Source organism: Jannaschia aquimarina (genome assembly GCF_000877395.1).
Lineage (GTDB): Bacteria > Pseudomonadota > Alphaproteobacteria > Rhodobacterales > Rhodobacteraceae > Jannaschia > Jannaschia aquimarina.
In genome coordinates, this window is the sequence record NZ_JYFE01000044.1 from 1 (window position 1) to 21912 (window position 21912).

Consider the following 21912-nt stretch of genomic DNA (forward strand, 5'->3'; position numbering starts at 1 on the left):
ATCGGACGGGGCGTCGAGCCCCGTCCGATCCGAGCCTCCGGCGGGGATATTTGAGAAGCAAAGAAGACAGGCGTCGAATGATCGACGGTAAGCCACCAAGTTTATGTCATGAGACATGCATGTTCGCGACATGCAATTAGGCTCTGCCTTACGCGAGGGCTTCTCTGATTGCACTGCGGAGGGCGGGGACCGTCTCTTGCTCGAACCAGGGATGCCTCTTGAGCCAGGCGGTGTTGCGCCAGGACGGGTGAGGAAGGCACCAGGTCCGGGGCGCGAGCTCGCGCCAGGCCCGAACCCGGTCGGTGACCCGGCCCTTTCCGAGGTGCCAGTCCTGCGAATAACCTCCGATCAGGAGCGTGACGGGCACGTCGCCGACATGGGCCAGCGCCTCATTCCGCCACATGGCGGCGCAGACCCGGGGCGGAGGAATATCGCCCCCATTCGCATCATAGCCTGGAAAGCAGAACCCCATCGGGACGATGGCGACCCTGTCCCTGTCCCAGAACGTATCGTCGTCGATTCCCATCCATGCCCGCAACCGCACGCCCGACGGATCGTCGAAGGGCTTGCCGGAGAGATGGGCGCGCATGCCCGGCGCCTGACTGGCGATGAGGACACGCGCGCCCGGACGGAACCAGACAACGGGCGCGGGCCGGTGTGCCGTCTGGGTGGCGGCGAAGCGATCGGCGCAGTGGCGGCAGGCGGCTATGCGATGGGGAACGGGAGCGTCAGGTTGAGGCAGGGCGTCTGGCATGACCGCCAGCTAGGGCCGCAAGGCGGCCCGCGCCAGTCCGGACGACCGGAAGATCACGCGTCGAGCGGAAGTTCGTCGGGCCAGACCACGAGACTTGCGCCGTTGGTCAGAGCGGTCTCTGCGGCGTCCCTGAGGGGGCCGGACTCGATCCCGCGCGCCCCGTTCGGGAGCGGTTTGGTCTGGAGGATACGGAGATGCTGCCAGCCATGGGCCTCTGCGGCTTCGTCCAAGAGATCGCGCGCCGCATCGGCGTCGTCGCCGGTGGTGAAGGCGAGCAATGCGTGGCGCGCGCCGGTGCGGTAGGGGGCGGGATCGGAGGCGATGGCCTGACCCACGAAGCAGAAGAGGCCGGGGTGGTTGGATGCGGGTTGCATGGTGCCTCGACTCGTTAACGTACTAGGTCTCAATGAGTTTAGAGCCGGCACGAGGATCGGCCAGCATCGACGGGGTAAACGATGTTTTTCGCCTGGAACGGATCCGGCTGGCCGATCCGGTTGCGGTTCCGTTCGCGGGATGCGAGGAAGGGTAAAGTGTTGTTTGGCACTCTGCCGCGGCGGCTGCCAAAAAAGCCCCGTTCCCCCGTTGACAGGTCCGTGCGGTCTTCCTAGCTAGCGCTGCGTTGGCACTTTCTTGCGGAGAGTGCCAGCTAGGGAGAAACACCAAGCTGTGAGGCTGACGATGGCTTTCAAACCGCTGCACGACCGCGTCCTGGTCCGCCGCGTCGAATCCGACGAGAAGACCAAGGGTGGTCTGATCATCCCCGACACCGCCAAGGAAAAGCCCGCCGAGGGTGAAGTCGTCGCCGTCGGCGCCGGCGCGCGCGACGAAGACGGCGATCGGATCGCCATGGACGTCAAGGCTGGCGACCGCATTCTGTTCGGCAAGTGGTCGGGCACCGAAATCACGATCGACGGCGAAGAGCTGCTGATCATGAAGGAATCGGACATTCTGGGCATCATCGAAGGTTCGGCCGCCGCCAAGGCCGCCTGAGACGAGATCGACTGAACGTCTGACCCGAAACAATTGAATTCAAGGAGAATATCATGGCCTCCAAGGACGTGAAATTCGACACCGACGCCCGCAATCGCATGCTGAAGGGCGTCAACATCCTGGCCGACGCCGTAAAGGTGACGCTGGGCCCCAAGGGCCGCAACGTCGTCATCGACAAGTCGTTCGGCGCGCCCCGGATCACCAAGGACGGCGTCACCGTCGCCAAGGAGATCGAACTCGAGGACAAGTTCGAGAACATGGGCGCTCAGATGGTGAAGGAAGTCGCTTCCCGCACCAACGACGAAGCGGGTGACGGCACCACCACCGCCACCGTGCTGGCCCAGGCCATCGTCAGGGAAGGCATGAAGTCCGTCGCCGCCGGCATGAACCCGATGGACCTCAAGCGCGGTATCGACATGGCCACCTCCAAGGTCGTCGAAGCCATCAAGGCTGCCGCCCGCGATGTGACCGACAGCGATGAAGTCGCGCAGGTCGGCACCATTTCGGCTAACGGTGAAGCCGAAATCGGCCGCCAGATCGCCGACGCGATGCAGAAGGTCGGCAACGAAGGCGTCATCACCGTCGAGGAGAACAAGGGCCTCGAGACCGAGACCGACGTGGTCGAGGGGATGCAGTTCGACCGCGGGTACCTGTCGCCCTATTTCGTAACCAACGCCGACAAGATGACGGCCGAGCTCGAGGATTGCATGATCCTCCTGCACGAGAAGAAGCTGTCGTCGCTGCAGCCGATGGTCCCGCTGCTCGAGTCCGTGATCCAGTCGCAGAAGCCGCTGCTGATCATCGCAGAGGACGTGGAAGGCGAAGCCCTCGCCACGCTGGTCGTCAACAAGCTGCGCGGTGGCCTGAAGATCGCCGCCGTCAAGGCGCCGGGCTTCGGCGATCGCCGCAAGGCCATGCTGCAGGACATCGCGATCCTGACGGGCGGCCAGGTGATCTCGGAAGATCTGGGCATGAAGCTCGAAAATGTGACGATGGACATGCTGGGCACCGCCAAGCGCATCTCGATCACGAAGGACGAGACCACGATCGTCGACGGCGCCGGCGAGAAGGCCGAGATCGAAGCCCGCGTGGCCCAGATCCGTCAGCAGATCGAGGAGACGACCTCGGACTACGACCGCGAGAAGCTGCAGGAGCGGGTCGCCAAGCTGGCCGGGGGCGTTGCCGTCATCCGCGTCGGCGGCATGACCGAGGTCGAGGTCAAGGAGCGCAAGGACCGTGTCGATGACGCGCTGAACGCGACCCGCGCGGCGGTCCAGGAAGGCGTCGTCGTGGGCGGCGGTGTCGCCCTTGTCCAAGGCGGCAAGTCGCTGGACGGCCTGAAGGGCGAAAACGCCGATCAGGATGCCGGTATCGCCATCGTCCGCCGTGCGATCGAGGCGCCGCTGCGCCAGATCGCCGAAAATGCGGGCGTCGACGGGGCCGTGGTCGCGGGCAAGGTCCGCGAGAGCGACGACGTGACCTTCGGCTTCAACGCGCAGACCGAAGAGTACGGCGACCTGTTCAAGTTCGGTGTCATCGACCCCGCCAAGGTGGTCCGCACCGCGCTGGAGGACGCCGCGTCCGTGGCCGGTCTGCTGATCACGACCGAAGCGATGGTCGCCGACAAGCCCGAGAAGCCGGGTGCCAATGCCGGTGCCGGTGGCATGCCCGACATGGGCGGCATGGGCGGCATGATGTAAGCCGGTCCACATGTATTGTCGGACGGGGCGCCTTCGGGCGCCCCGTTTGCGTTGGTGACGGCGCGTGGCGGGTGATCGCGCCTCGTATGTCGGGCGGCTGGGATCTTTGGCCTTTGTGGTCCGCCCGGGTCTTCGGATCTGTCCGCCTCGCGTGCCTGCCAGGCTTCACGGGCGGGCGGCCGGCTATGCAGATCCGGATTCACGCCCGGATCCGCGGGCCCGCGCGGGCCTTGGGTCAGCCGCTGACCTGCTCTCTCAGGATGGCGACCGTCAACGAGATCATCAGATAGATCGCGCCGAAGATGAGGAAGGCCAGAACCGTGTTCTCGAACGCCTTGGGATAGGTCGGCTGGTCCGGCGGGACGGGGGGGCGCGATGTCGAAAGGTAGCGGACCTGACGGTTCGCTTCGATCCGGGCGGTCTCAAGCTGCTGGGCCGCCTGCTGCAGCAGGAGCTGGCGCGTCTGGAGGTCCATCTGTGCGACGCCGAGTTCGGCGGTCACCCGCGCGAGTGACGCGGCATCGGTTCCGGCGTCGGTCAGCCCTTCGCGCAGGCGTGCCAGCTCCTGATCGAGTTGGGCGATGCGGGACCGGGCGATATCGACCCGGGTCTGGTTCGGCCTCCGGTTGGCGAGGAGTTCGTCGAGGCGCAGTCGCTCCTCCCGGAGCTGGGTCTCGATGGTGCCGATCTGCCCGTAGGCATTCGACAGCTCCGCCTCGGCAGAGACGACGCCGAGTTGTTCCTGCAACTGGACCACGCGGGATTGCGCTTCGAGCATCTTGCGCTCCGCTTCCTCGAAGCTGTCGGAGGCGCCTTCCATCTGGTCGCCCCGAAGGCGCGCCGTCAGCTGGTCGACGCGTTCCTCGGCATAGTCGATGAGCGATTGACTGAACCGGGCCGACACCGTCGGATCGGCCGCGACGACCTCCAGTTTCACGACCCCTTCGGTGGGGTCGTAGCCGATCTGGACCATATCGGTGTAGAGCTCGTAGCCCTGTTCCCGCGTCGCGTCCGTATCCAGGCGTTGCAGCGGGTCGATGTCCGGGTCCGAGAAATGGGCGCGGAACCCCAGATCTTCGTCGAGTCGGCGATAGGCCTCTCGCGAGAGGAGGTAATCCTGCACCGCGATGCTGTCCTGCTGGCTCGCCAGCCCCGTCCCGGCGAAGAGTCCACCGAGATTCGCGCCCCCCGCCGCCAGATCCGCCTGCTGGATGATGAAGGTCGAATTCGTCGCGTACATCGGCGTCGCGATGACGTTGTAGTAATAGCCCGCGATCGCGGTCGGCAGACCGACGAAGAAGGCAAGGCGGACGCCCAGCAGCGCGAGCCTGCGACGGCGGCGGCGGACGATGTCGCGCTGGATCTCCATGATCTCGGCCGCGCGGCCGGCATCGTCGAGCGGCGCATCGGTCGGCATCGCGGGGGCGGGCGCCTCGCGCCGCGCTGCGGGGACGCCGGCCGCGCCCTCGTCCGGGGCGTTCGGCACGAGTTGCAGCATGTTCGCCCGCTCGAACGGGTCGATGCCGCGTTCACGAAGTTGGCGGACTGCGTCGAGGTCCGAGGCGGCCTTGATCCCGTGCTTTTGCGCGATCCGGCGGGCCATGCGCAATTGCCGGCCGGTCAGCGCCTCGGTCGTGGGATCGGGGTCGGTCGCGGGCGCCGTAGCTGGTGCGGACGTGTCTTGCACCGCAGGCGCCGAGGGTGCCGCGGCGATGGCGGTGGACGGGGCGAAGGACTGCCCCGGCCGGGTCCGGAACGCCCGCGCCCTAGGATGCATAGTCATAAAGCCTCCGCGCCTCTTCGAGGCTGTCGAAGTGGTATAGCCGCCCGTCGCGCAGGACCGCCGCGCGGTGCGCGAAGCGTTCCAGGATCTCGGGCTTGTGGCTGACGATCACAACGGTCGACCGCTTGAGCCGTTCCCGGAGGAGTGAGCCCGCCTTGCGGTTGAATTCCACATCGGTGGTCGCGGGCATCCCCTCGTCGATGAGGTAGATGTCGAAGTCGAGCGCGAGCAGAAGGGCAAAGCTGAACCGGGCGCGCATGCCTTGACTGTATGTGGCCACCGGCATCTCGAAATATTCCTCGATCCCGCAGAGCCAGCGGCAGAACGCCTCCAGATAGTCGGGGTCGAGGTCGTAGAGCGTGGCGATGTAGCGCGCGTTCTCCTTGGCGGATTGCTTGGAATTGACGCCGCCCATGAAGCCCAGCGGGAAGGACACGCGGGAGGTTCGGGTGATCGACCCCTCATCGGGCTTTTCGAGACCGGCCATCATGTTCACCAGCGTCGTCTTGCCGGTGCCGTTCGGCGCGAGGATACCGAGCGATTGCCCCTCTTCCACCCGGAAGGACGCATTGTGCAGAATCACCTTGCGGCGTTGTCCGGTCCAGAAGGACTTGGAGACGGTATCGAACTCGATCATGAACGGGGCATCGGCCCTATACTAACCACATTTCGGCCTGCGGATCCTGCATACGCTAGGCGGTGGGTCCTGATAATACCTTAATGCGGCATCAATAGGAGCCGAAGGCGATGGATCGTCGCGCCGGACGGGCCTGGGCGACCGACCTATCCAGGTTGTTTCTGCACCCGCGTCAGCTTGCCAGCGATGATCGATATGATCGCCGCCCCGAAACTGAAGAGAGCGCCCATCTTCGCCGCATCCTGCACGGGGCCCGGGTCGAAGGCGACAGAGGCCACGAAGAGCGAGACGGTGAAGCCGATCGCGGCGACGCAGCCGATCACGAAGAGGTCAATTGTCCGCATCCCCATCGGCAGGCCCAGCCGCAGCGTATGCGCGCCGATATAGCCGAAGAGCATGACACCGACCGGCTTGCCGATGATGAGGCCCGCGAGGACGAGCCAGGTCGGCTCTCCGATGGCGGAGAACTCGACGCCCGCATTCAGGAGGCCGAAGAAGAACAGGACGATCTCGACCGGGTGCTTGAGCAGATGCTCGGTGTGGTTGAGCAGGTCGGTCAGGTATTGCTCGGCCTCGGCGAAGATGCCGAAGGCGCGGTCCGCATGGGGCAGGGTGGGCACGATCGGCAGAAGGCCGAGCGCCGGGTGCAGGCCCGCCTGAGCGAAGCCGTACCACGACAGGGCACCGGCGATGAGGTAAGGCCAGAACGACAGCTTCTGGCGGACCCAGGTGGATTTGGTCCGGATCTGGTCGCCCCGGTCGAGGCGGCGGGGCAGCCAGTTGAAGAGCACAAAAACGCCGACCGCCGCCGCCAGCGACAGAAGCAGCCAGAGCGGCGCGAGGTCCCCTTCGGGGTAGAAGACGGCAAGGATGATAAGGCCCGCCGCGTCGTCAGCGATGGCGAGCAGCAGCAGGAACCGCACAGCCGGGTGACCGGCGCCGAAGACGAGGCGGCCGACCAGATAGCTGAACGCGATGTCGGTCGCGGTGGGGATGGCCCAGCCATTGGCGACGGCGTTGAAGGTATCGGAGCCGAGGACGGCGGCCAGGCCCAGATAGACGGCGACCGGGCCGATCATTCCGCCCGCCGTCGCAAAGAGCGGGGTCGCCGCCTTCTTGCCGCGCAGCGAACCATTTTCGAGGATGACGGCCTCCCAGACCTCCTTGGCGGCGATGGCGAAGAAGAAGGCCATCAGGATGTCGTTCACGAGATAATGGACCGTCAGGACCTTGTGCGTCTCGGAATGGCCGAACATCTCGACGTCGAGATGGTGAAGCTCCATCGTCTCGACCCAGTGATGGTGGGTGTAGCCGATGAAGTCGTTGAACCAGAGCGGATACTCGACCAGCAGGTGATAGCTGTGCGCATCGGTATTGGCCCAGATCAGCGCGATGGACGCGCCGAGGATCAGGAGCAGCGAGTAGTTCGTCACGAAGTTCCAGACGCGATACATCCTGTCCCCCGGCCTGTGATTCCGTTCGGCTTAGGGGAAGGGACCAAGCGGGGCAACAGCACCAAAGGCTGCTGCGGTCCTGCTGTGGACCGGCGGCGACGCCTCGGGATGGGCGACCGGCCGCCTCGCGCGTTCAGCCGGGGGTTGCCCGGCTTCACGTGTAGGGTATGTGCGGAGCATCAAGGACGGAGGCCCGAATGAAGCCGCAGACTGACGTTACGCCGAACACCTGGGCCTTTCTGCGCGATCCGATGATCGCGCCCACGGGGTTCCGCGAATACGACGCGCGCTGGAAATATCCCGACGCGATCAATCTGCCGGGGGTCACGGCGCTGGGTCTCGGGCTGGGCACGCAGATGCACGCGCGGGGGATCGAGCCGCGCATCGCGGTCGGCAACGATTACCGAGACTACTCGCTGGCCATCAAGCAGGCGCTGATCCTCGGGCTGACGCAAGCGGGCGTGCATGTGCAGGATATCGGACCAGCGATCACGCCGATGGCGTATTTCTCGCAATTCCACCTCGACGCGCCTGCCGTTGCGATGGTCACGGCCTCGCACAACCCGAACGGCTGGACGGGCGTGAAGATGGGCTTTCAGCGGCCGCTGACCCATGGCCCCGACGAAATGGCCGAGCTGCGCGACATCGTGTTGCAGGGGCGCGGCGAGGCGCGCGACGGTGGCCGGTGGGAGCGGGTCGACGGCGTGATGGAGGCCTATCTCGACGATCTGGTCGGGGACTTCCGCATGTCGCGGCCGCTCAAGGTGGTCTGCGCGGCGGGTAACGGGACCGCCGCCGCCTACGGCCCCGAGGTTCTGCGCCGCATCGGGGTCGAGGTCGTCGAGAGCCATTGCGAGCTGGACTACACCTTCCCGCATTACAACCCGAACCCCGAAGCCATGGAGATGCTCCACGACATGGCGGATTCCGTGCGCGCGTCGGGTGCGGATCTGGCGCTTGGGTTCGACGGCGACGGGGATCGATGCGGCGTGGTGGACGATGAGGGAGAGGAGATTTTCGCCGACAAGGTGGGCGTCATCATGGCGCGGGACCTGTCGGCGCTGCATCCGGGTTCGACCTTCGTGGCCGACGTCAAGTCGACGGGGCTTTTCGCCTCCGATCCGGTGCTGAAGGAGAACGGCGCCAAGGCCGATTACTGGAAGACCGGGCACAGCCACATGAAGCGCCGCGTCCACGAGATCGGCGCATTGGCGGGCTTCGAGAAGTCGGGCCACTACTTCCTGGCCGAACCCGTGGGGCGCGGCTACGACGACGGGATGCGGGTCGCCGTCGAGATCTGCAAGCTGATGGATCGGAACCCCGACAAATCCATGAGCGATCTGCGCAAGGCGCTGCCCACGGTCTACAACACGCCGACCTTGTCACCGCATTGCCCCGACGAGGAGAAGTACGACACGCTTCAGCGCATCGTCGACCGGATCGTCCCAATGAAGGGCGAAGGGTCGCTGGGTGGGCAGAAGATCGTGGATGTCGTGACGGTGAACGGTGCGCGCGTGATGCTCGAGAATGGCGGCTGGGGCCTCGTCCGAGCGTCATCGAATACGCCGAACCTGGTCGTGGTTTGCGAATCGCCCACCTCGAAGGAGGAGTTGCGCGCCATCTTCGACGATCTGGACGCCATCATCCGGCATGAGCCGAATGTGGGCGATTACGACCAGGCGTTCTGATGTTCGAAGCCGGCATGGTTGTGGGCGCGCTGGTGGCGACGGCGGTCGCGTGCCTGGTGCTTTGGGGTCTCTTGCGTCTGGCCTTCCGCCTGGGGCGGATCCGTGCGGTCTGGGTCGTCGCGGTGCCATTGGGGGCGCTGATCCTCTACGGGGCGGCGATGCTGGGATGGTCACTGATCTCTCCCACGCCGGTAGAGGTCGATGGCGTGGCAATCCCGGCTTCGGCCTTCCGCACGCAGAGCCTGCTGAACTTCGCGACGCTCTGCGCGCTCTTTGCCGTGCTGGTCACGACGACTCTGCGATTGAGACGGCGGAACGCCGAACCATGATCCGCCGGGTTCTGTCCATGCTGGTCCTGATCGTCGTCTGTGCGGGGGGACCGGCTTTCGCCCAGGACGCGCCGTCTCAGCCGTCGGGCGCGATCGCGGTGGGCGAGGGCGGTCAGACCGATGCCGCCATCGAGGCGCGGATCGAGGGGATCATCGCCCAGCTCGACGGCTACGAGACGGTCGATATCGCCGTGCGCGAAGGGATCGTCACCTTTACTGGAGAGGTGCTGGATGGCGCCTCCATCGACCGGCTGCAGGAGATCGCGGCCCGGGTGGAGGGCGTCGTCGCCATCGAGAACGAAGTGGTCGAGACGACGGAGGTGGTCGAACGTCTGGACCCCGTGCTGGACCGCTTCCGCAACCGTCTGGCGCAGGCGGTCAACTACCTGCCGTTGGTGGCGGTCGCCTTGATGGCGGGGATACTGGTGATAACCGCCGGGATCCTGCTGGTGCGGTGGGAGGCGCCCTGGCGCCGGATCGCGCCGAACGCCTTCATCGCCGAGATCTACCGGGTGATCGTCCGGCTGGTCTTCGTGCTGGCCGGGATCGTGGTGGCGCTGGATATCCTGAACGCGACGGCGGTGCTGACGGGTCTTCTGGGTGCGGCGGGGATCGTGGGCCTGGCGGTGGGCTTCGCGGTGCGGGACACGGTCGAGAATTTCATCGCGTCGGTGATGCTGTCCCTGCGCCAGCCGTTCCGTCCGAACGATTTCGTCGAGATCGAGGGCAATATGGGGACGGTCATCCGCCTGACCAGCCGCGCGACGATCCTGCTGGATCCGGATGGCAACCATGTGCGCCTGCCGAATGCGACGGTCTTCAAGGCGCGGATCCTGAACTACACGCGCAATGCCGAGCGGCGTTTCGGTTTCCTGCTGGGGATCGACCCGGCCGACGACGTCGCCGAGGCCAAGCGCATCGGCCTCGAAGTCCTGGATGGGCTGGAGTTCACGTTGGACGCGCCGCCTCCACAGGTCTGGATCAAGGATGTGGGCGCCTCGACGGTCGATATGGAGTTCTATGCCTGGCTCGATCAGCGCGAGGCGGATTTCATGGTCGCGCGCTCCGAGGCGATCCGTCTGGTCATGGCCGCGCTGACCGAAGCCGGCATCGGTCTGCCGGAGCCGACCTACCGCCTGAATATACAAGGGGGCGGTCTGCCGGTCGTGGACCTGCCGGATGCAAAGGGCCGACCCACGGAGCTGGTTGCGACCGAGGGAGAGCCGGAGCCGCGAGAAGTGCCCCCCACGGATCCGGCCGAGGTGCGTCCCGTCCGGGCGGTCGAGGAGATCGTGGAGCAGGAGCGCCGCGAGAAGATCGGAGACGACCTCCTGAGCGAGCGGGCGCCGGAAGAGTAGGCCGGTCCATGAGAAAATCTTGGGACAAACGCGCGACGATCTCGTTTTGCGAATGGCCCCAAGAGACGTAGATGGACTTCAGCGAATGGAGGATCGCGAAGGGCTGGGCCCGCAGCGATCCTCTGTCAGCCTGTTCCGTTCCGCGCGGTTCCCCGTGCAACCTCGAAATGACTGGGCCCTGCCTGTTTCAGGCAGAGCCCTTTTTTTACTTCTCGGGCAAGGGGATGTGCTCGTTCGTATCGCCGGGGGGCAACTGGAAACGTCCATGTGCCCAGTCGCCCGCGCGCCACGCTTCCTTGGCGGCTTCGATCCGCTCTTTCGAGGAGGCGACGAAGTTCCACCAGATGTAGCGAGACCCTTCGAGCGTGTCGCCGCCCAACAGCATGACCCGCGCGCCATCGGCGCCCGCCTTGAGGGAAACCGGGTCGCCGGGACGGAAGACCATCATGCGGCCCGCTTCGAATGTCTGGCCCGCGACGCTGACCTCGCCTTGCAGGACGTAGACACCGCGATCCTCGTGATCGTCGGGCAGGGGGATCGCCGCGCCCGCCTCCAGGAGGGCGTCGGCGTAGAACGACCGGGAGGGCGTCTGCGCCTCCGTCCGCTCTCCGTAGGCGTCGCCGAGGACGAGGCGAACCTGCTTGCCCTCGCCGTCGAGGACCGGAAGCTCTGCCTTGGGGACGTGGAGGAAATCGGGCGCCGCATCCTCGTGATCCTTGGGAAGCGCCATCCAGGTCTGGATCCCGAAGAGCGATTTCTCCTGCTGGCGGTAATCACCGTCCGCCCGCTCGGAATGGGTAATTCCGTATCCCGCGGTCATCAGATTCACGGCACCCGGCTCGATCCACTGATCGGTGCCGAGCGAATCCCGATGGTGGATCTTGCCGTCCAGGAGATAGGTCACCGTGCTGAGCCCGATATGGGGGTGCGGGCGAACGTCGATGCCTTCGCCGGTCAGGAACTCGGCAGGTCCCATCTGGTCGAAGAAGATGAACGGTCCGACCATCTGCCGCTTGGGCGCGGGCAGGGCGCGGCGCACTTCGAAGCCGCCGAGGTCGCGGGCCCGGGGAACGATGACCGTTTCGATGGCATCGACTTCGTCGCCGGTGGGGCAATGAGGATCGAGGGCGGGGTTCCAGCTCATGGCGTGTCTCCTTCGGTTGGACCGAAGATAGGAGCCGGGGGCCGCAATGTCCTGCCACAGGAGCGCACGGCTCCGGTGCGCGGGTTCAGGTACGGGCGCAGAACCTGTGGACGGCCAGAGCGAGCCGCGCGAGTTCGGCCGCTTCGTCCTCGGGGAGGCGGCCGTTGAGGCGGTCGTGGGCCTCCATGAGGAGCGCCGAGGCGATATCGACCGACAGCCAGCCGGCGTTTTCCGGCGATCCGGCGGAGGCCGTCTCGATCGCTTCGTCGAGGGCGCGGCGCAAATCGAGCGAGTCGGCCAGCGTCCCCACCGGCGCGCGCGGGATCTTCGTCGGATCGGCGTTCATGGAAATACCCGTGTGTTGAAACATCTGTCCGTCCTATGCGGTAGGCGGTCACGTCGTGACGCGACCGCTATCCGCTCGTCGGGAGGGAGTCTTGTCCCGTAACCGCGTGACACATCGTCAATTACGCGTAACCAGCCCGTTCCCGAGCGCTTTGATTGCCGCGGTCGTGCGGTCCGACACTTCGAGTTTTTCGAAGATCCGGCGGACGATGGTATCGACCGTGTGCCGCGAGACATGAAGGATGTCGGCGATCACGCCGTTCGACTTGCCGCGCGCGATCCAGCTCAGCACTTCACGCTCGCGCCGGGACAGATCGCGCAGCCCATCGAGCTCGGGGACCAGTTCGCAGTAACGCAGATGGGCGATCTGCGCGGCGCATTGCAGCGCGAAGATCTGGGCCGTCGAGAGGTCGGGCCGTGGGCCGCCGAATCCGAGGCCGACATAGCCATTGCGCAGACCGGGGCCATGGACCTGCACACTGAGGCCATCGCCGAAATCGGCGTCCTCCAGTTCCCTTATCATGCGATCTTCGGTGTGGGTCAGGTCGACGAGATCGCGGATGTCCTTCCAGAAGAACGGCTTGGCAGTGCGGGCCGACAGCGCAACGATCGGATCGTGATCGACGAGGTTGTGTTCGACGTAATGCTCGACCCAGCTTTTCGGAAAACCATGCGCCATGACCGCCTGACGTTCGGCAACGTCGGCTGTCTCTGGATCGATTCTGTGATAGCTGACCAGAGGCACGCCGTGGTCAGCGTAAAAGGCGACCATGCGATCCCAGAGATCGCAGGGGTCTTCTATTTCCGCCACGGCGGCGGAGAACTCGTCCAAGCTAACGTCCCACACGGTCGTGTCCCCCGCGGTGGGTTGGTGGGTGGTGAGGGGCTCGAACCCCCGACCCTCTCGGTGTAAACGAGATGCTCTACCAACTGAGCTAACCACCCTTGCCTCCGGTCTGTAAACAATGATCCGCGGGGCGCGCAACCTTGCCGCAGGCCGGGTGCTCGCCTATCCCGGCCGGACAGCCCCGACGCAGAGGTCCGCCATGTCCGCCCCGATCCATCCAGACTTGGCCGCCGCCATCGGGAACACGCCCCTGATCCGTCTCAAAAAGGCGAGCGCGGAGACGGGATGCGAGATCCTGGGCAAAGCGGAATTCCTGAACCCAGGGCAGTCGGTGAAGGACCGCGCGGCTCTCTACATCATTCGGGATGCGGTCGCGCGGGGGGAGTTGCGCCCCGGCGGTACGATCGTGGAGGGCACCGCGGGGAATACCGGCATCGGGCTGGCGCTGGTCGGCGCCTCGATGGGGTTCAAGTCGGTAATCGTCATCCCCGAGACCCAGAGCCAGGAGAAGAAGGACATGTTGCGCCTTGCGGGTGCGCAACTGGTGGAAGTGCCCGCGGCCCCCTACCGCAATCCGAACAATTACGTGCGCTATTCCGGGCGATTGGCGGAGGCGCTGGCCCGGACGGAGCCGAAGGGCGCCATCTGGGCCAACCAGTTCGACAACGTGGCCAACCGGCAGGCCCATATCGAGACGACCGGCCCCGAGATTTGGGAGCAGACGGGCGGCAAGGTCGACGGCTTCATCTGTGCCGTCGGGTCCGGCGGGACGCTCGCGGGGGTGGCGCAGGCGCTGCAACCGAAGGGCGTGAAGATGGGGCTGGCCGACCCGATGGGCGCGGCGCTCTACAGCTTCTACACAGAAGGCGAGTTCAAGTCGGCGGGCGGCTCGATCACCGAAGGGATCGGGCAGGGCCGGATCACGGCCAACCTCGAAGGGTTCACGCCTGATTTCGCCTGCCAGGTCTCCGACGAGGAGGCCCTGCCGATCGTCTTCGACCTGCTGTCGGAGGAAGGGCTTTGCCTCGGTGGATCCTCCGGGGTGAATGTCGGCGGTGCGATCCGCATGGCGCGCGAGATGGGGCCGGGCCACACCATCGTGACGATCCTGTGCGACTATGGCACGCGCTATCAGTCGAAGCTTTTCAACCCGGACTTCCTGCGCTCCAAGGGCCTGCCGGTACCAGGCTGGATCGAGGATAGCCGGGAGATGCCCGAGGTCTTCGAATGACCAAGGCTCTGTTTCTGGCGGATCCCTACCTCAAGACGGCGACGGCCCGGGTTTCGGGCCTCACGGAGGAGGGGGGCCTCGTCCTCGACCGGACCATCTTCTACGCGCGGGGCGGCGGGCAACCGGGCGATAGCGGCAAACTGGGATGGGACGGTGGCGAGATCGCCATAGCGGAGACGGTGAAGGGAGACGGCGGGGCCATCGTCCACCTGCCGGCCGAGGTGGCGCCGCTGCCTCCGGTGGGCGCCGAAGTCGAGTTGCGGCTCGATTGGGACCGGCGCCATCGCCACATGCGGATGCACACCGCCCTGCACCTTCTTTCGGTCGTCGTGCCATTGCCGGTGACGGGCGGGCAGATCGGTGCGGAGAAGTCCCGGCTGGATTTCGACATGCCCGACCTCCTACACGAGCGGGAGTTCATACAGGCGCGGATCGGTCAGTACGTGGACGGCGATCATCCCGTGACGTCGGACTGGATCACAGAGGCGGAACTCGACGCCAATCCGGGCTTGGTGAAGACGCTGTCGGTCCAGCCGCCCCGCGGGGCGGGACAAATCCGGCTGGTCCGCATCGGCGGCGGCGAGACACCGGTTGATCTGCAGCCCTGTGGCGGGACGCATGTGCGGTCGACCGCCGAGATCGGGACGGTTCAGGTGGGCAAGATCGAGAACAAGGGCAAGGCGAACCGCCGGATCTCGATCACGCTGGGCTGAGGGGCAATCGACCGCGCATTTCGCGTGGTCCGGCTCGTGATGGGGCAGCTACAGGGCGAAGGTGACGAGCCATGTCACGCTGAGCGCCGCGATCAACGCGCCCCCGGCGATATGCAGTCCGGCGGAGACGAGGCGCAACTCTCCGCCGGACGCGCCGATCACGGCGAAGCGGCGTGCCGCGACGCCGGACCAGGCCACCGTCAGGTTGAAGGCCGCCGACCCGAGCCCCATCGCGACGACGGCCAGCGCGCCGATCCAGAAGATCTCGAAGCGCAGCGCGATGGCCAGCACGAAGAGCGCGCCGGTGCAGGGCCGGATCGCGACGCTTCCGATCAGGAGGAGGGCGTCCTTGCCGCTCGAGAGCGACGCCGTCTCTTCGAGCGTCGGGCCGTGGGCATGTCCGCAGGAGGTGCAGGGCTTCGCCGCAGGGGCGCGCCACAGCCGAAGGCCGCGGAAGATCAGATAGCCGCCGATGGCCGCGATCGCCACATAGCTTGCCGGGGCGAGCCACGCGTCGGCCACGTCTCCCATCGTGCGTGCGCCAAGACCGAGCAGGACCGCCAGCGCTCCGACGAGCAGGATCGCCGAGGCCGCTTGCGCCAAGCTCGCAGCGAGGGTCAGCCACGTCATCCGCCGGAGCGTCGCACCGGACGCCAAAGCCGCACCGCCCAGCAGCACCTTGCCATGGCCCGGCCCAAGGGCATGGACGAAGCCGTAGAGCGCCGTGGCGGAACACAGGGCCCAGACCGCCGCGGGCTCTCCGGCCTGGGCCGCGCGGAGGGCACGGGCCATCGCGTCCTGGAATTCCCGCTGGCCCGTGACGGCCCAATGCAGGACCGCCGGCCAGGGAACGAACTGCCAGGCGGCCAGACCGCCCGCCAGCACCAGCAGAAACGGGATTGCCGGTTTCAGCCGCATGTCAGCGTCACGCGGTCTGCGAAAAGGGCGCCGACATTTTCCTGCTCGGGCGTTTCCTCGCGCGACAGGGCGGCGAGTTTGACCTGCAATTCGGCCGTCGCCTCGTCGGGTTCGAACGGGATCACCTCTGCACGGCACGGGCCCGGCGTCTCGTCCTCCAGCGGAAGGATCGTGTAGGCATAGTAGTAGATCGGATCGTAAAGGCGCAGGAGCGCGCCGTCGGGATCCGAGACAATTTCGGCGAGGGGCAGGTCGAACGCGACCGAGATCAGATCGTCCTCCATCCACGCCTCGGCATTCAGCGGACGCGCGACGGGAACGATTGCGCCGTCGACCTCCAGATAGACGTCGCCGTTATATTCCGGCGGCCAATCGGTCTCTCCGGCTGCGATCGCGGCGCGGTCGGCATCGTCGAGTTCACCGTCGCGGTCCTTGTCGAGATCCAGCGTGTCGAACAGGAAGAGGCTGGTGAGCGCGTCGTAGGTCCAGGTGATCCGAAGGCCGGTCAGCTGCCCGTCGTCGTCGAAGATGAATCCCGTCCGCGCGTCGACGAAGACGTGTGGATGAGCCACGGCATGGTGGCCGAGGCTCATCAGAGCGGTCGTCAGGACGGAGAGAAGCATGCGGCGCATCGCAATCCGTCTACCGTGTCACAGGCAGCCTGCAAGCGTCTCGGCGAGATTTCGCATAAGCTGCGGATAGAGCGCGGGGCCGGGCTCCAGGTCCGATCCGAGCGGATCGAGCACGCCGGTAGAGGCATCGGTCCCAACCATCACGGTGGCGACCATCTGGGCGTTGAATTGCGGCTCGGCGAGCACGCAGTCGATGCCCTCGTCCCGGATCCGGGTCTGTATCTCGGCGATCCGTGCGGGGCTTGGATCGGAGGCGTCCGAGATCGAGATCGCCCCGGCGGCCGGGATGTCGAAGGCGGTCTCGAAATACTGGTAGGCGTCGTGGAAGGCGATGAAGCGGCCCTCGCGCACGGGTTCGAGGATCGCTGCGATTTCGGTCTTGAGGGTTTCGATCTCGGCGCGGCCGGCTTCTGCGTTCGCAAAGTAGGCGCCCGCATTGGCCGGATCGGCGACGGAAAGCCGACCCGCGATGACGTTCAGCCAAGTCGCCGCATTGTCGGGCGAAAGCCAGGCATGGGGGTCATGCGCACCGTGGCCGTGATCATGGTCATGGTCGTCGTGAGCATGTTCGGCGTGGTCGTGGTCATCGTGGTCGTGCGCCTCGGCATGATCGTGGTCATGATCTTCGCTGCCGTGGTCGTCATCGCCGTGGGAATGGGCCTCGAAGAGCGCGTTCTCGCGAAAATCCAGAAGCGTGACGCCGTCCGCGTCGAGAAGGCTCACATGGGCGGCATCGCCTGCAAGGCTTTCGAGCGGGTCTTCGAGCCAGGGCGTAAGGTCTTCGCCGATCCAGACCACGACCTCGGCCTCCTGAAGCGCGGCGGCTTCCGAGGGGCGGAGCTGGTATTCATGGGGACTGGCACCGGGGGGGATGATCAGGTCCGGCTCGCCCACGCCCTGCATCACGCGGGCCACGAGGGAATGGACCGGAGCGATATCGACCGCCACGCGGGGAATTTCGGCGGACGGGGCCGTGGCGGTGGCGAGGACGAGCGGGACGCTCAGAAGGATTCTGGACATGGGATATCCTGCGTGATCTTGTAACAATACGCCGGATAGATGATATAAGGTAACATGACAAGCGCCCGAAACCCCGTACCGGATCCATCGGCGATCGGCTTCGCAGCCCATGACCACGCGGATTGCGTGGAGACTGCGATCGCGGCAGCCGAGGCGCGCTGCGCGGCGGAGAAGCTGCGCCTGACACCGGTCCGCCGGCGCGCGTTGGAGATCCTGTTGCAGGAGCACCGGGCCATGGGGGCTTACGCCGTCCTCGAAAAACTCAACGAGAGCGGGTTCGGCTCTCAGCCGCCGGTCGCCTATCGCGCGCTCGACTTCCTCGTCGCGCACGGGTTCGCCCACAAGGTCGAGCGCCTCAATGCCTTCGTCGCCTGCACCCGCCCCGGAGAAAGCCACGCCCCGGCCTTCATGATCTGCCGCATTTGCGCGGCGGTCGCTGAAGCGGGGGCGACCGTTGCGCCGGATGCCTTGGGAGAAGCAGCGGAGGCCAGCGGCTTCACTATCGAGCGGACCGTGGTGGAGGCCGAAGGGATCTGCCCGGCCTGTTCAGAGAAGGCCGACGCATGAGTCTTGTCACGGTCGAGAACCTGACCGTCGGATATGGCGGCAAGGCGGTGGTGCGGCACGTGGATCTTCGTGTCGATCCCGGTGAGATCGTCACGATCGTCGGGCCGAACGGATCGGGCAAGACCAGCCTGTTGCGCGCCGTCATCGGAGCGTTGAAGCCGACCGAGGGCCGCATCCGGAGCAAACCGGGGCTGCGTGTCGGATACGTACCCCAGCGCCTGCATATCGATCCGACCCTGCCGATCACGGTAGAGCGGTTCCTGCGCCTGCCCGGCGGCGCTACCCGCGATGCGTGCCGGAATGCGCTGGAGCAAGCCGGTGCGCCGGATCTGTTGCAAAGTCAGATGTCAGGCCTCTCCGGCGGGCAGTTCCAGAGGGTCTTGCTAGCGCGTGCTTTGATGAACCAGCCTGAGTTGTTGCTGCTGGACGAGGCGACGCAGGGGCTGGATCAGCCCGGTTCGGCCGCGTTCTACCGGCGCATCGAGGCGGTCCGGGCGGAGACGGGATGCGCCGTTCTGATGATCTCGCATGAGCTGCACGTCGTGATGAGTGCGTCCGACCGGGTGATCTGTCTCAACGGCCACGTCTGCTGCGAGGGGACGCCCGCAGTCGTGGCTTCGGCGCCGGAGTATCGCGCGCTGTTCGGCACCGGAACAGGCGGTGCGCTGGCGCTCTACCGGCACGACCACGACCATGACCACGATCACGGTCGAGCGACCGAGGCGGCCGAGTGATGCTGGATTTCATGCTGGGCGACTTCATGGTCCGCGCGACGCTGGCGGGGGTCGGTGTGGCGGTTGCGGCGGCCCCGCTCGGGTCTTTCGTGGTCTGGCGCCGGATGGCCTATTTCGGAGACGCGACAGCCCATGCCGCGATCCTGGGCGTGGCCCTGTCACTGGCCTTCTCGATGTCGATCTTCGTCGGGGCGGTCGTGGTGGCACTGGCGATGGCCCTGCTGGTTTCGTCGCTGACGGGGCGGGGCTATGCGATGGACACGCTGCTGGGCGTGCTGGCCCATTCGGCGCTGGCCTTCGGACTGGTGGCGGTGTCGTTTCTGTCGGGCATCCGGATCGACCTGATGTCCTATCTCTTCGGCGACATTCTTGCGGTCTCCCGGGAGGACCTCGCTGTGATCTGGGGCGGCGCGGCCCTTGTAGTCGCACTGATCGTGTGGCGGTGGTCGGCACTCTTGACGGCCACCCTGAATGAGGATCTCGCCCATGCCAGCGGCGTCGACCCCCGGCGCGAGCAACTGATCCTGACGCTCGCCCTCGCGATCACGGTGGCGGTGGCGATCAAGGTCGTCGGGGTCCTTCTGATCGCGGCCATGCTGATCATCCCCGCCGCCGCGGCCCGGCCTCTTGCCCGGACGCCCGAAAGCATGGCGCTCATCGCGGCGGCCATCGGGGTTCTTGCGGCCATCGTGGGATTGCGCGGATCCTACCTGCTGGATACGCCATCCGGTCCGACCATCGTCTGCGCCGCCGCGATCGCTTTCGCCGCGACCTCCCTCTTTCGCCGGCGCGGCGCCTAGCCGCATTTCGGCGTCATCCGGGCGTTACGTGACCCGCCTAGCACAGCCGCGTGGGGTCGGCCGGATCATCGGTCTGGACCCCGGACACCGAGCCATGTGGGAGAGCAAGGCATGAAGGATCTTACGACCGAGCTATCCGCCGACGAATGGGACGAAGCCAAGTTCCCGCGTGCGGAGGTCCAGGAATTCGACCGCGTGGTGGAGCGCGCGATTTCGCGTCGCGGCTTCCTTGGCGGGACGCTCGCCTTCGGGTCGGGTGCAGCGGTGATGGGGACCGCATTCCTGAAGGCCACGACGGCGCATGCCGCGCAGGACTCGCGGTTCGCGTTCCAGCAACTCGCGCCCCAGACCGACGGGACGGTTCACGTGCCCGAGGGCTATAGCTGGAAGACGCTTGTCCGCTGGGGCGATCCGCTGTTCTCGGACGCGCCTGAATTCGATCGCACGACCGGCCATCCGGCGCAGGGATCGGATCGCGTCTTCGGCGAGAACACGGACGGGATGGAGCTGTTCAACCGCCGTGGCGTCGAATTGCTGGTGGTGAACTCCGAATATCCCAACCCGAAGGTGAACCTGACCGAGTCCGTGGCCGCGCTCGAAGAGCGCAATCGCGTCATCATGGAGCAATATAACGAGCGCCGCACCGCTGCGGAGGCAGCCGGCACGGAGCTGCCGCCCGAGCCCGAACTGGAAGATCAAATCGTGTCCTCCGCCGACGACGTGCTGCTGCTTCAGCAGATCCAGGGCGTCTCGGTCATGGAGGTCGTCGAAGGTGAGGAGGGCTGGTCGGTGATCGTCGACAGCCCCTACAACCGCCGCATCCATCACAACACGCCCATGGTCCTCGACGGGCCCGCCGCCGGTCACGACCTGCTGAAGACGGCCGCCAACGCGACCGGCACCCGGTCCCTCGGGACCTTCAACAATTGCGGGTCGGGCCGGACGCCGTGGGGGACGTATCTGACCTGCGAAGAGAACTTCAACGGCTATTTCGGCACCAGCTCGGAGGTTGCCACCGACGATACGGTGATGGCGGGCTACCAGCGTTACGGCATCTCCACCGATATCGAGCCCGGGCGCTACAACTATCATGGCTATGACGCCCGGTTCGACATTTCACGGAATCCCAACGAGCCACACCGTGCGGGCTACATCATCGAGATCGACCCTTGGGAGCCGGAGTCGACGCCGGTCAAGCATACCGCTCTGGGCCGCTTCAAGCACGAGAATGCCGCCTACGCGCTGACGCCCGCCGGCCGCGTGGTCGTCTATATGGGCGACGATGAGCGGGGCGAGTTCATGTACAAGTGGGTGTCCCGCGACGTCTACGTGCCCGGCGGCGATACCTCGACGCTTCTGTCGGAAGGTCAGCTTCATGTCGCACGCTTCGATGACGACATGACCGGGGAGTGGGTGGCCCTGACACCCGAGGCGACCGGCATGGACGCAGCCCGGATCGCGATCTTCACCCGCATGGCGGGCTCGGCGGTCGGCGCCACGACCATGGACCGGCCGGAATGGATCGCCGTGAACCCCACGGCCGTCGAGGGGTATTGCTGCCTGACGAACAACTCACGGCGCGGCACGCTGGCCGAGGACGGATCGGTCCGCACGAATGCGGGGGGCGATCCGATGGTGGTGAACGCGGTCAATCCGCGCGAGACCAACCGCTACGGGCAGATCGTCCGGTGGCGGCCCCATGACGACGATCACGGCGCGACCACCTTCGATTGGGACCTCTACGTCATGGCCGGGAACCCGACCGTGCACCAGAACGGCCTCTATGCTGGAACGGCGAACATCAATGCCGGGAACATGTTCAACTCGCCCGATGGCATGCAGATCGACACGACGGGTCTCATCTGGATCCAGACCGATGGCGACGACGACAACGAAGGCGAGTTCGCCGGGATGGGCAACAACCAGATGCTGGCCGGCGACCCCGTGACCGGCGAGATCCGGCGTTTCCTGACCGGTCCGAAGGGGAGCGAAGTGACCGGGCTGACATGGTCTGCCGACCGGCGGACGATGTTCGTGGGCATCCAGCATCCCGGCGCGCCGTTCCCGGACGGGGAGGGGGCGCTTCCCCGCTCGGCCGTGATCACGGTCAAGCGCAACGACGGGGGACTTGTCGGGTGACACGCTGATCTGCATTCGAGCTTGAAGTCGGCGCGGTCCTTCGGGGCCGCGCCTTCGTTTCGAGGCGGATGACGTGCGGACGGCAATCCTTGGACGCAGCTTTGACGGGGGCTTGCGCCCGCCGTGATT

Annotated in this window: 22 protein-coding genes and 1 tRNA gene; 11 read left to right on the plus strand and 12 right to left on the minus strand. The window is 66.0% G+C overall.

What is annotated here, in order from left to right:
• Nucleotides 1-148 precede the first annotated feature (148 nt).
• Together jaqu_RS12285 and jaqu_RS12290 are read right to left on the minus strand one after the other, a co-directional pair.
• Nucleotides 149-754 (minus strand): uracil-DNA glycosylase family protein, encoded by a 606-nt coding sequence (locus tag jaqu_RS12285; protein WP_043919290.1) that lies wholly within the window; start codon nt 752-754, stop codon nt 149-151.
• Between the two features lie 53 nt (nt 755-807).
• On the minus strand, nt 808-1128 hold the full coding sequence (locus jaqu_RS12290) for a hypothetical protein (protein ID WP_043919291.1): 321 nt from the start codon (nt 1126-1128) through the stop codon (nt 808-810).
• Between the two features lie 304 nt (nt 1129-1432).
• On the opposite strand from jaqu_RS12290, the gene groES reads away from it, so the two are divergent.
• Together groES and groL are read left to right on the plus strand one after the other, a co-directional pair.
• A complete protein-coding gene (gene groES / locus jaqu_RS12295; protein WP_043919292.1) occupies nt 1433-1744 on the plus strand; it encodes a co-chaperone GroES in 312 nt (103 codons plus the stop codon).
• Nucleotides 1745-1797: 53 nt separating this feature from the next.
• Nucleotides 1798-3444 (plus strand): chaperonin GroEL, encoded by a 1647-nt coding sequence (gene groL, locus jaqu_RS12300; RefSeq protein ID WP_043919293.1) that lies wholly within the window; start codon nt 1798-1800, stop codon nt 3442-3444.
• A 235-nt stretch (nt 3445-3679) separates the two neighbouring features.
• Here the strand turns inward: groL and jaqu_RS12305 are convergent, their stop codons facing one another.
• The 3 genes from jaqu_RS12305 to jaqu_RS12315 form a co-directional block, all read right to left on the minus strand.
• Nucleotides 3680-5227, minus strand: a complete 1548-nt coding sequence (locus tag jaqu_RS12305; protein ID WP_043919294.1) for a capsule biosynthesis protein — start codon at nt 5225-5227, stop codon at nt 3680-3682.
• On the minus strand, nt 5211-5864 hold the full coding sequence (locus tag jaqu_RS12310; RefSeq protein WP_043919295.1) for an ABC transporter ATP-binding protein: 654 nt from the start codon (nt 5862-5864) through the stop codon (nt 5211-5213). Before jaqu_RS12310 ends, jaqu_RS12305 begins: the two co-directional genes overlap by 17 nt.
• 146 nt (nt 5865-6010) lie before the next feature.
• Nucleotides 6011-7318 (minus strand): Na+/H+ antiporter NhaA, encoded by a 1308-nt coding sequence (locus tag jaqu_RS12315; protein ID WP_043919296.1) that lies wholly within the window; start codon nt 7316-7318, stop codon nt 6011-6013.
• Nucleotides 7319-7515: 197 nt separating this feature from the next.
• Between jaqu_RS12315 and jaqu_RS12320 the strand changes: the two genes are divergently transcribed.
• From jaqu_RS12320 to jaqu_RS12330, 3 genes are read left to right on the plus strand one after another with little or no spacing between them, the layout of a single operon-like run.
• Nucleotides 7516-9006 (plus strand): phosphomannomutase/phosphoglucomutase, encoded by a 1491-nt coding sequence (locus jaqu_RS12320; RefSeq protein WP_043919297.1) that lies wholly within the window; start codon nt 7516-7518, stop codon nt 9004-9006.
• On the plus strand, nt 9006-9335 hold the full coding sequence (locus tag jaqu_RS12325) for a hypothetical protein (RefSeq protein ID WP_043919298.1): 330 nt from the start codon (nt 9006-9008) through the stop codon (nt 9333-9335). Before jaqu_RS12320 ends, jaqu_RS12325 begins: the two co-directional genes overlap by 1 nt.
• Nucleotides 9332-10693, plus strand: coding sequence for a mechanosensitive ion channel family protein (locus jaqu_RS12330; RefSeq protein ID WP_043919299.1), 1362 nt, complete (start codon nt 9332-9334; stop codon nt 10691-10693). The genes jaqu_RS12325 and jaqu_RS12330 overlap by 4 nt, the downstream gene beginning before the upstream one ends.
• A 205-nt stretch (nt 10694-10898) precedes the next feature.
• Here jaqu_RS12330 and jaqu_RS12335 read toward each other — a convergent pair whose 3' ends face one another.
• From jaqu_RS12335 to jaqu_RS12350, 4 genes are all read right to left on the minus strand, one after another.
• Nucleotides 10899-11837: a pirin family protein gene (locus tag jaqu_RS12335; RefSeq protein WP_043919300.1), complete on the minus strand. Its 939-nt coding sequence runs from the start codon at nt 11835-11837 to the stop codon at nt 10899-10901.
• A gap of 85 nt (nt 11838-11922) precedes the next feature.
• Nucleotides 11923-12183, minus strand: coding sequence for a hypothetical protein (locus jaqu_RS12340; RefSeq protein ID WP_043919301.1), 261 nt, complete (start codon nt 12181-12183; stop codon nt 11923-11925).
• Nucleotides 12184-12300: 117 nt separating this feature from the next.
• Entirely contained in the window at nt 12301-13029 is a 729-nt protein-coding gene (locus jaqu_RS12345; protein WP_043919318.1) for a helix-turn-helix transcriptional regulator, read from the minus strand.
• Between the two features lie 22 nt (nt 13030-13051).
• Nucleotides 13052-13127: transfer RNA gene (locus jaqu_RS12350), tRNA-Val, on the minus strand.
• Nucleotides 13128-13228: 101 nt separating this feature from the next.
• Between jaqu_RS12350 and jaqu_RS12355 the strand changes: the two genes are divergently transcribed.
• Nucleotides 13229-14260, plus strand: coding sequence for a cysteine synthase A (locus tag jaqu_RS12355; protein ID WP_043919319.1), 1032 nt, complete (start codon nt 13229-13231; stop codon nt 14258-14260).
• Nucleotides 14257-14973 carry an alanyl-tRNA editing protein gene (locus tag jaqu_RS12360; protein WP_043919302.1) on the plus strand — a complete coding sequence of 239 codons (717 nt, stop codon included), beginning with the start codon at nt 14257-14259 and terminating at the stop codon, nt 14971-14973. Before jaqu_RS12355 ends, jaqu_RS12360 begins: the two co-directional genes overlap by 4 nt.
• A 48-nt stretch (nt 14974-15021) precedes the next feature.
• On the opposite strand, the gene jaqu_RS12365 is transcribed toward jaqu_RS12360, so the two are convergent.
• The 3 genes from jaqu_RS12365 to jaqu_RS12375 are packed head-to-tail and all read right to left on the minus strand — an operon-like array spanning nt 15022 to nt 17543.
• The gene (locus jaqu_RS12365; RefSeq protein WP_043919303.1) at nt 15022-15891 is read right to left on the minus strand and encodes a nickel/cobalt transporter; all 870 of its coding nucleotides are present in this window, start codon (nt 15889-15891) and stop codon (nt 15022-15024) included.
• Nucleotides 15882-16523, minus strand: coding sequence for a DUF1007 family protein (locus tag jaqu_RS12370; protein WP_043919304.1), 642 nt, complete (start codon nt 16521-16523; stop codon nt 15882-15884). Before jaqu_RS12370 ends, jaqu_RS12365 begins: the two co-directional genes overlap by 10 nt.
• Before the next feature lie 18 nt (nt 16524-16541).
• Nucleotides 16542-17543, minus strand: a complete 1002-nt coding sequence (locus tag jaqu_RS12375) for a zinc ABC transporter substrate-binding protein (protein WP_043919305.1) — start codon at nt 17541-17543, stop codon at nt 16542-16544.
• A gap of 54 nt (nt 17544-17597) precedes the next feature.
• Between jaqu_RS12375 and jaqu_RS12380 the strand changes: the two genes are divergently transcribed.
• The 4 genes from jaqu_RS12380 to jaqu_RS12395 all read left to right on the plus strand — a co-directional run bounded on the left by jaqu_RS12380 (nt 17598) and on the right by jaqu_RS12395 (nt 21783).
• Nucleotides 17598-18110, plus strand: coding sequence for a helix-turn-helix domain-containing protein (locus jaqu_RS12380; RefSeq protein WP_043919306.1), 513 nt, complete (start codon nt 17598-17600; stop codon nt 18108-18110).
• Nucleotides 18107-18844 (plus strand): metal ABC transporter ATP-binding protein, encoded by a 738-nt coding sequence (locus jaqu_RS12385; protein ID WP_043919307.1) that lies wholly within the window; start codon nt 18107-18109, stop codon nt 18842-18844. The genes jaqu_RS12380 and jaqu_RS12385 overlap by 4 nt, the downstream gene beginning before the upstream one ends.
• Before the next feature lie 11 nt (nt 18845-18855).
• A complete protein-coding gene (locus jaqu_RS12390) occupies nt 18856-19644 on the plus strand; it encodes an iron chelate uptake ABC transporter family permease subunit (protein ID WP_043919320.1) in 789 nt (262 codons plus the stop codon).
• A gap of 111 nt (nt 19645-19755) precedes the next feature.
• Nucleotides 19756-21783, plus strand: a complete 2028-nt coding sequence (locus jaqu_RS12395; protein ID WP_043919308.1) for a PhoX family protein — start codon at nt 19756-19758, stop codon at nt 21781-21783.
• Nucleotides 21784-21912 lie beyond the last annotated feature (129 nt).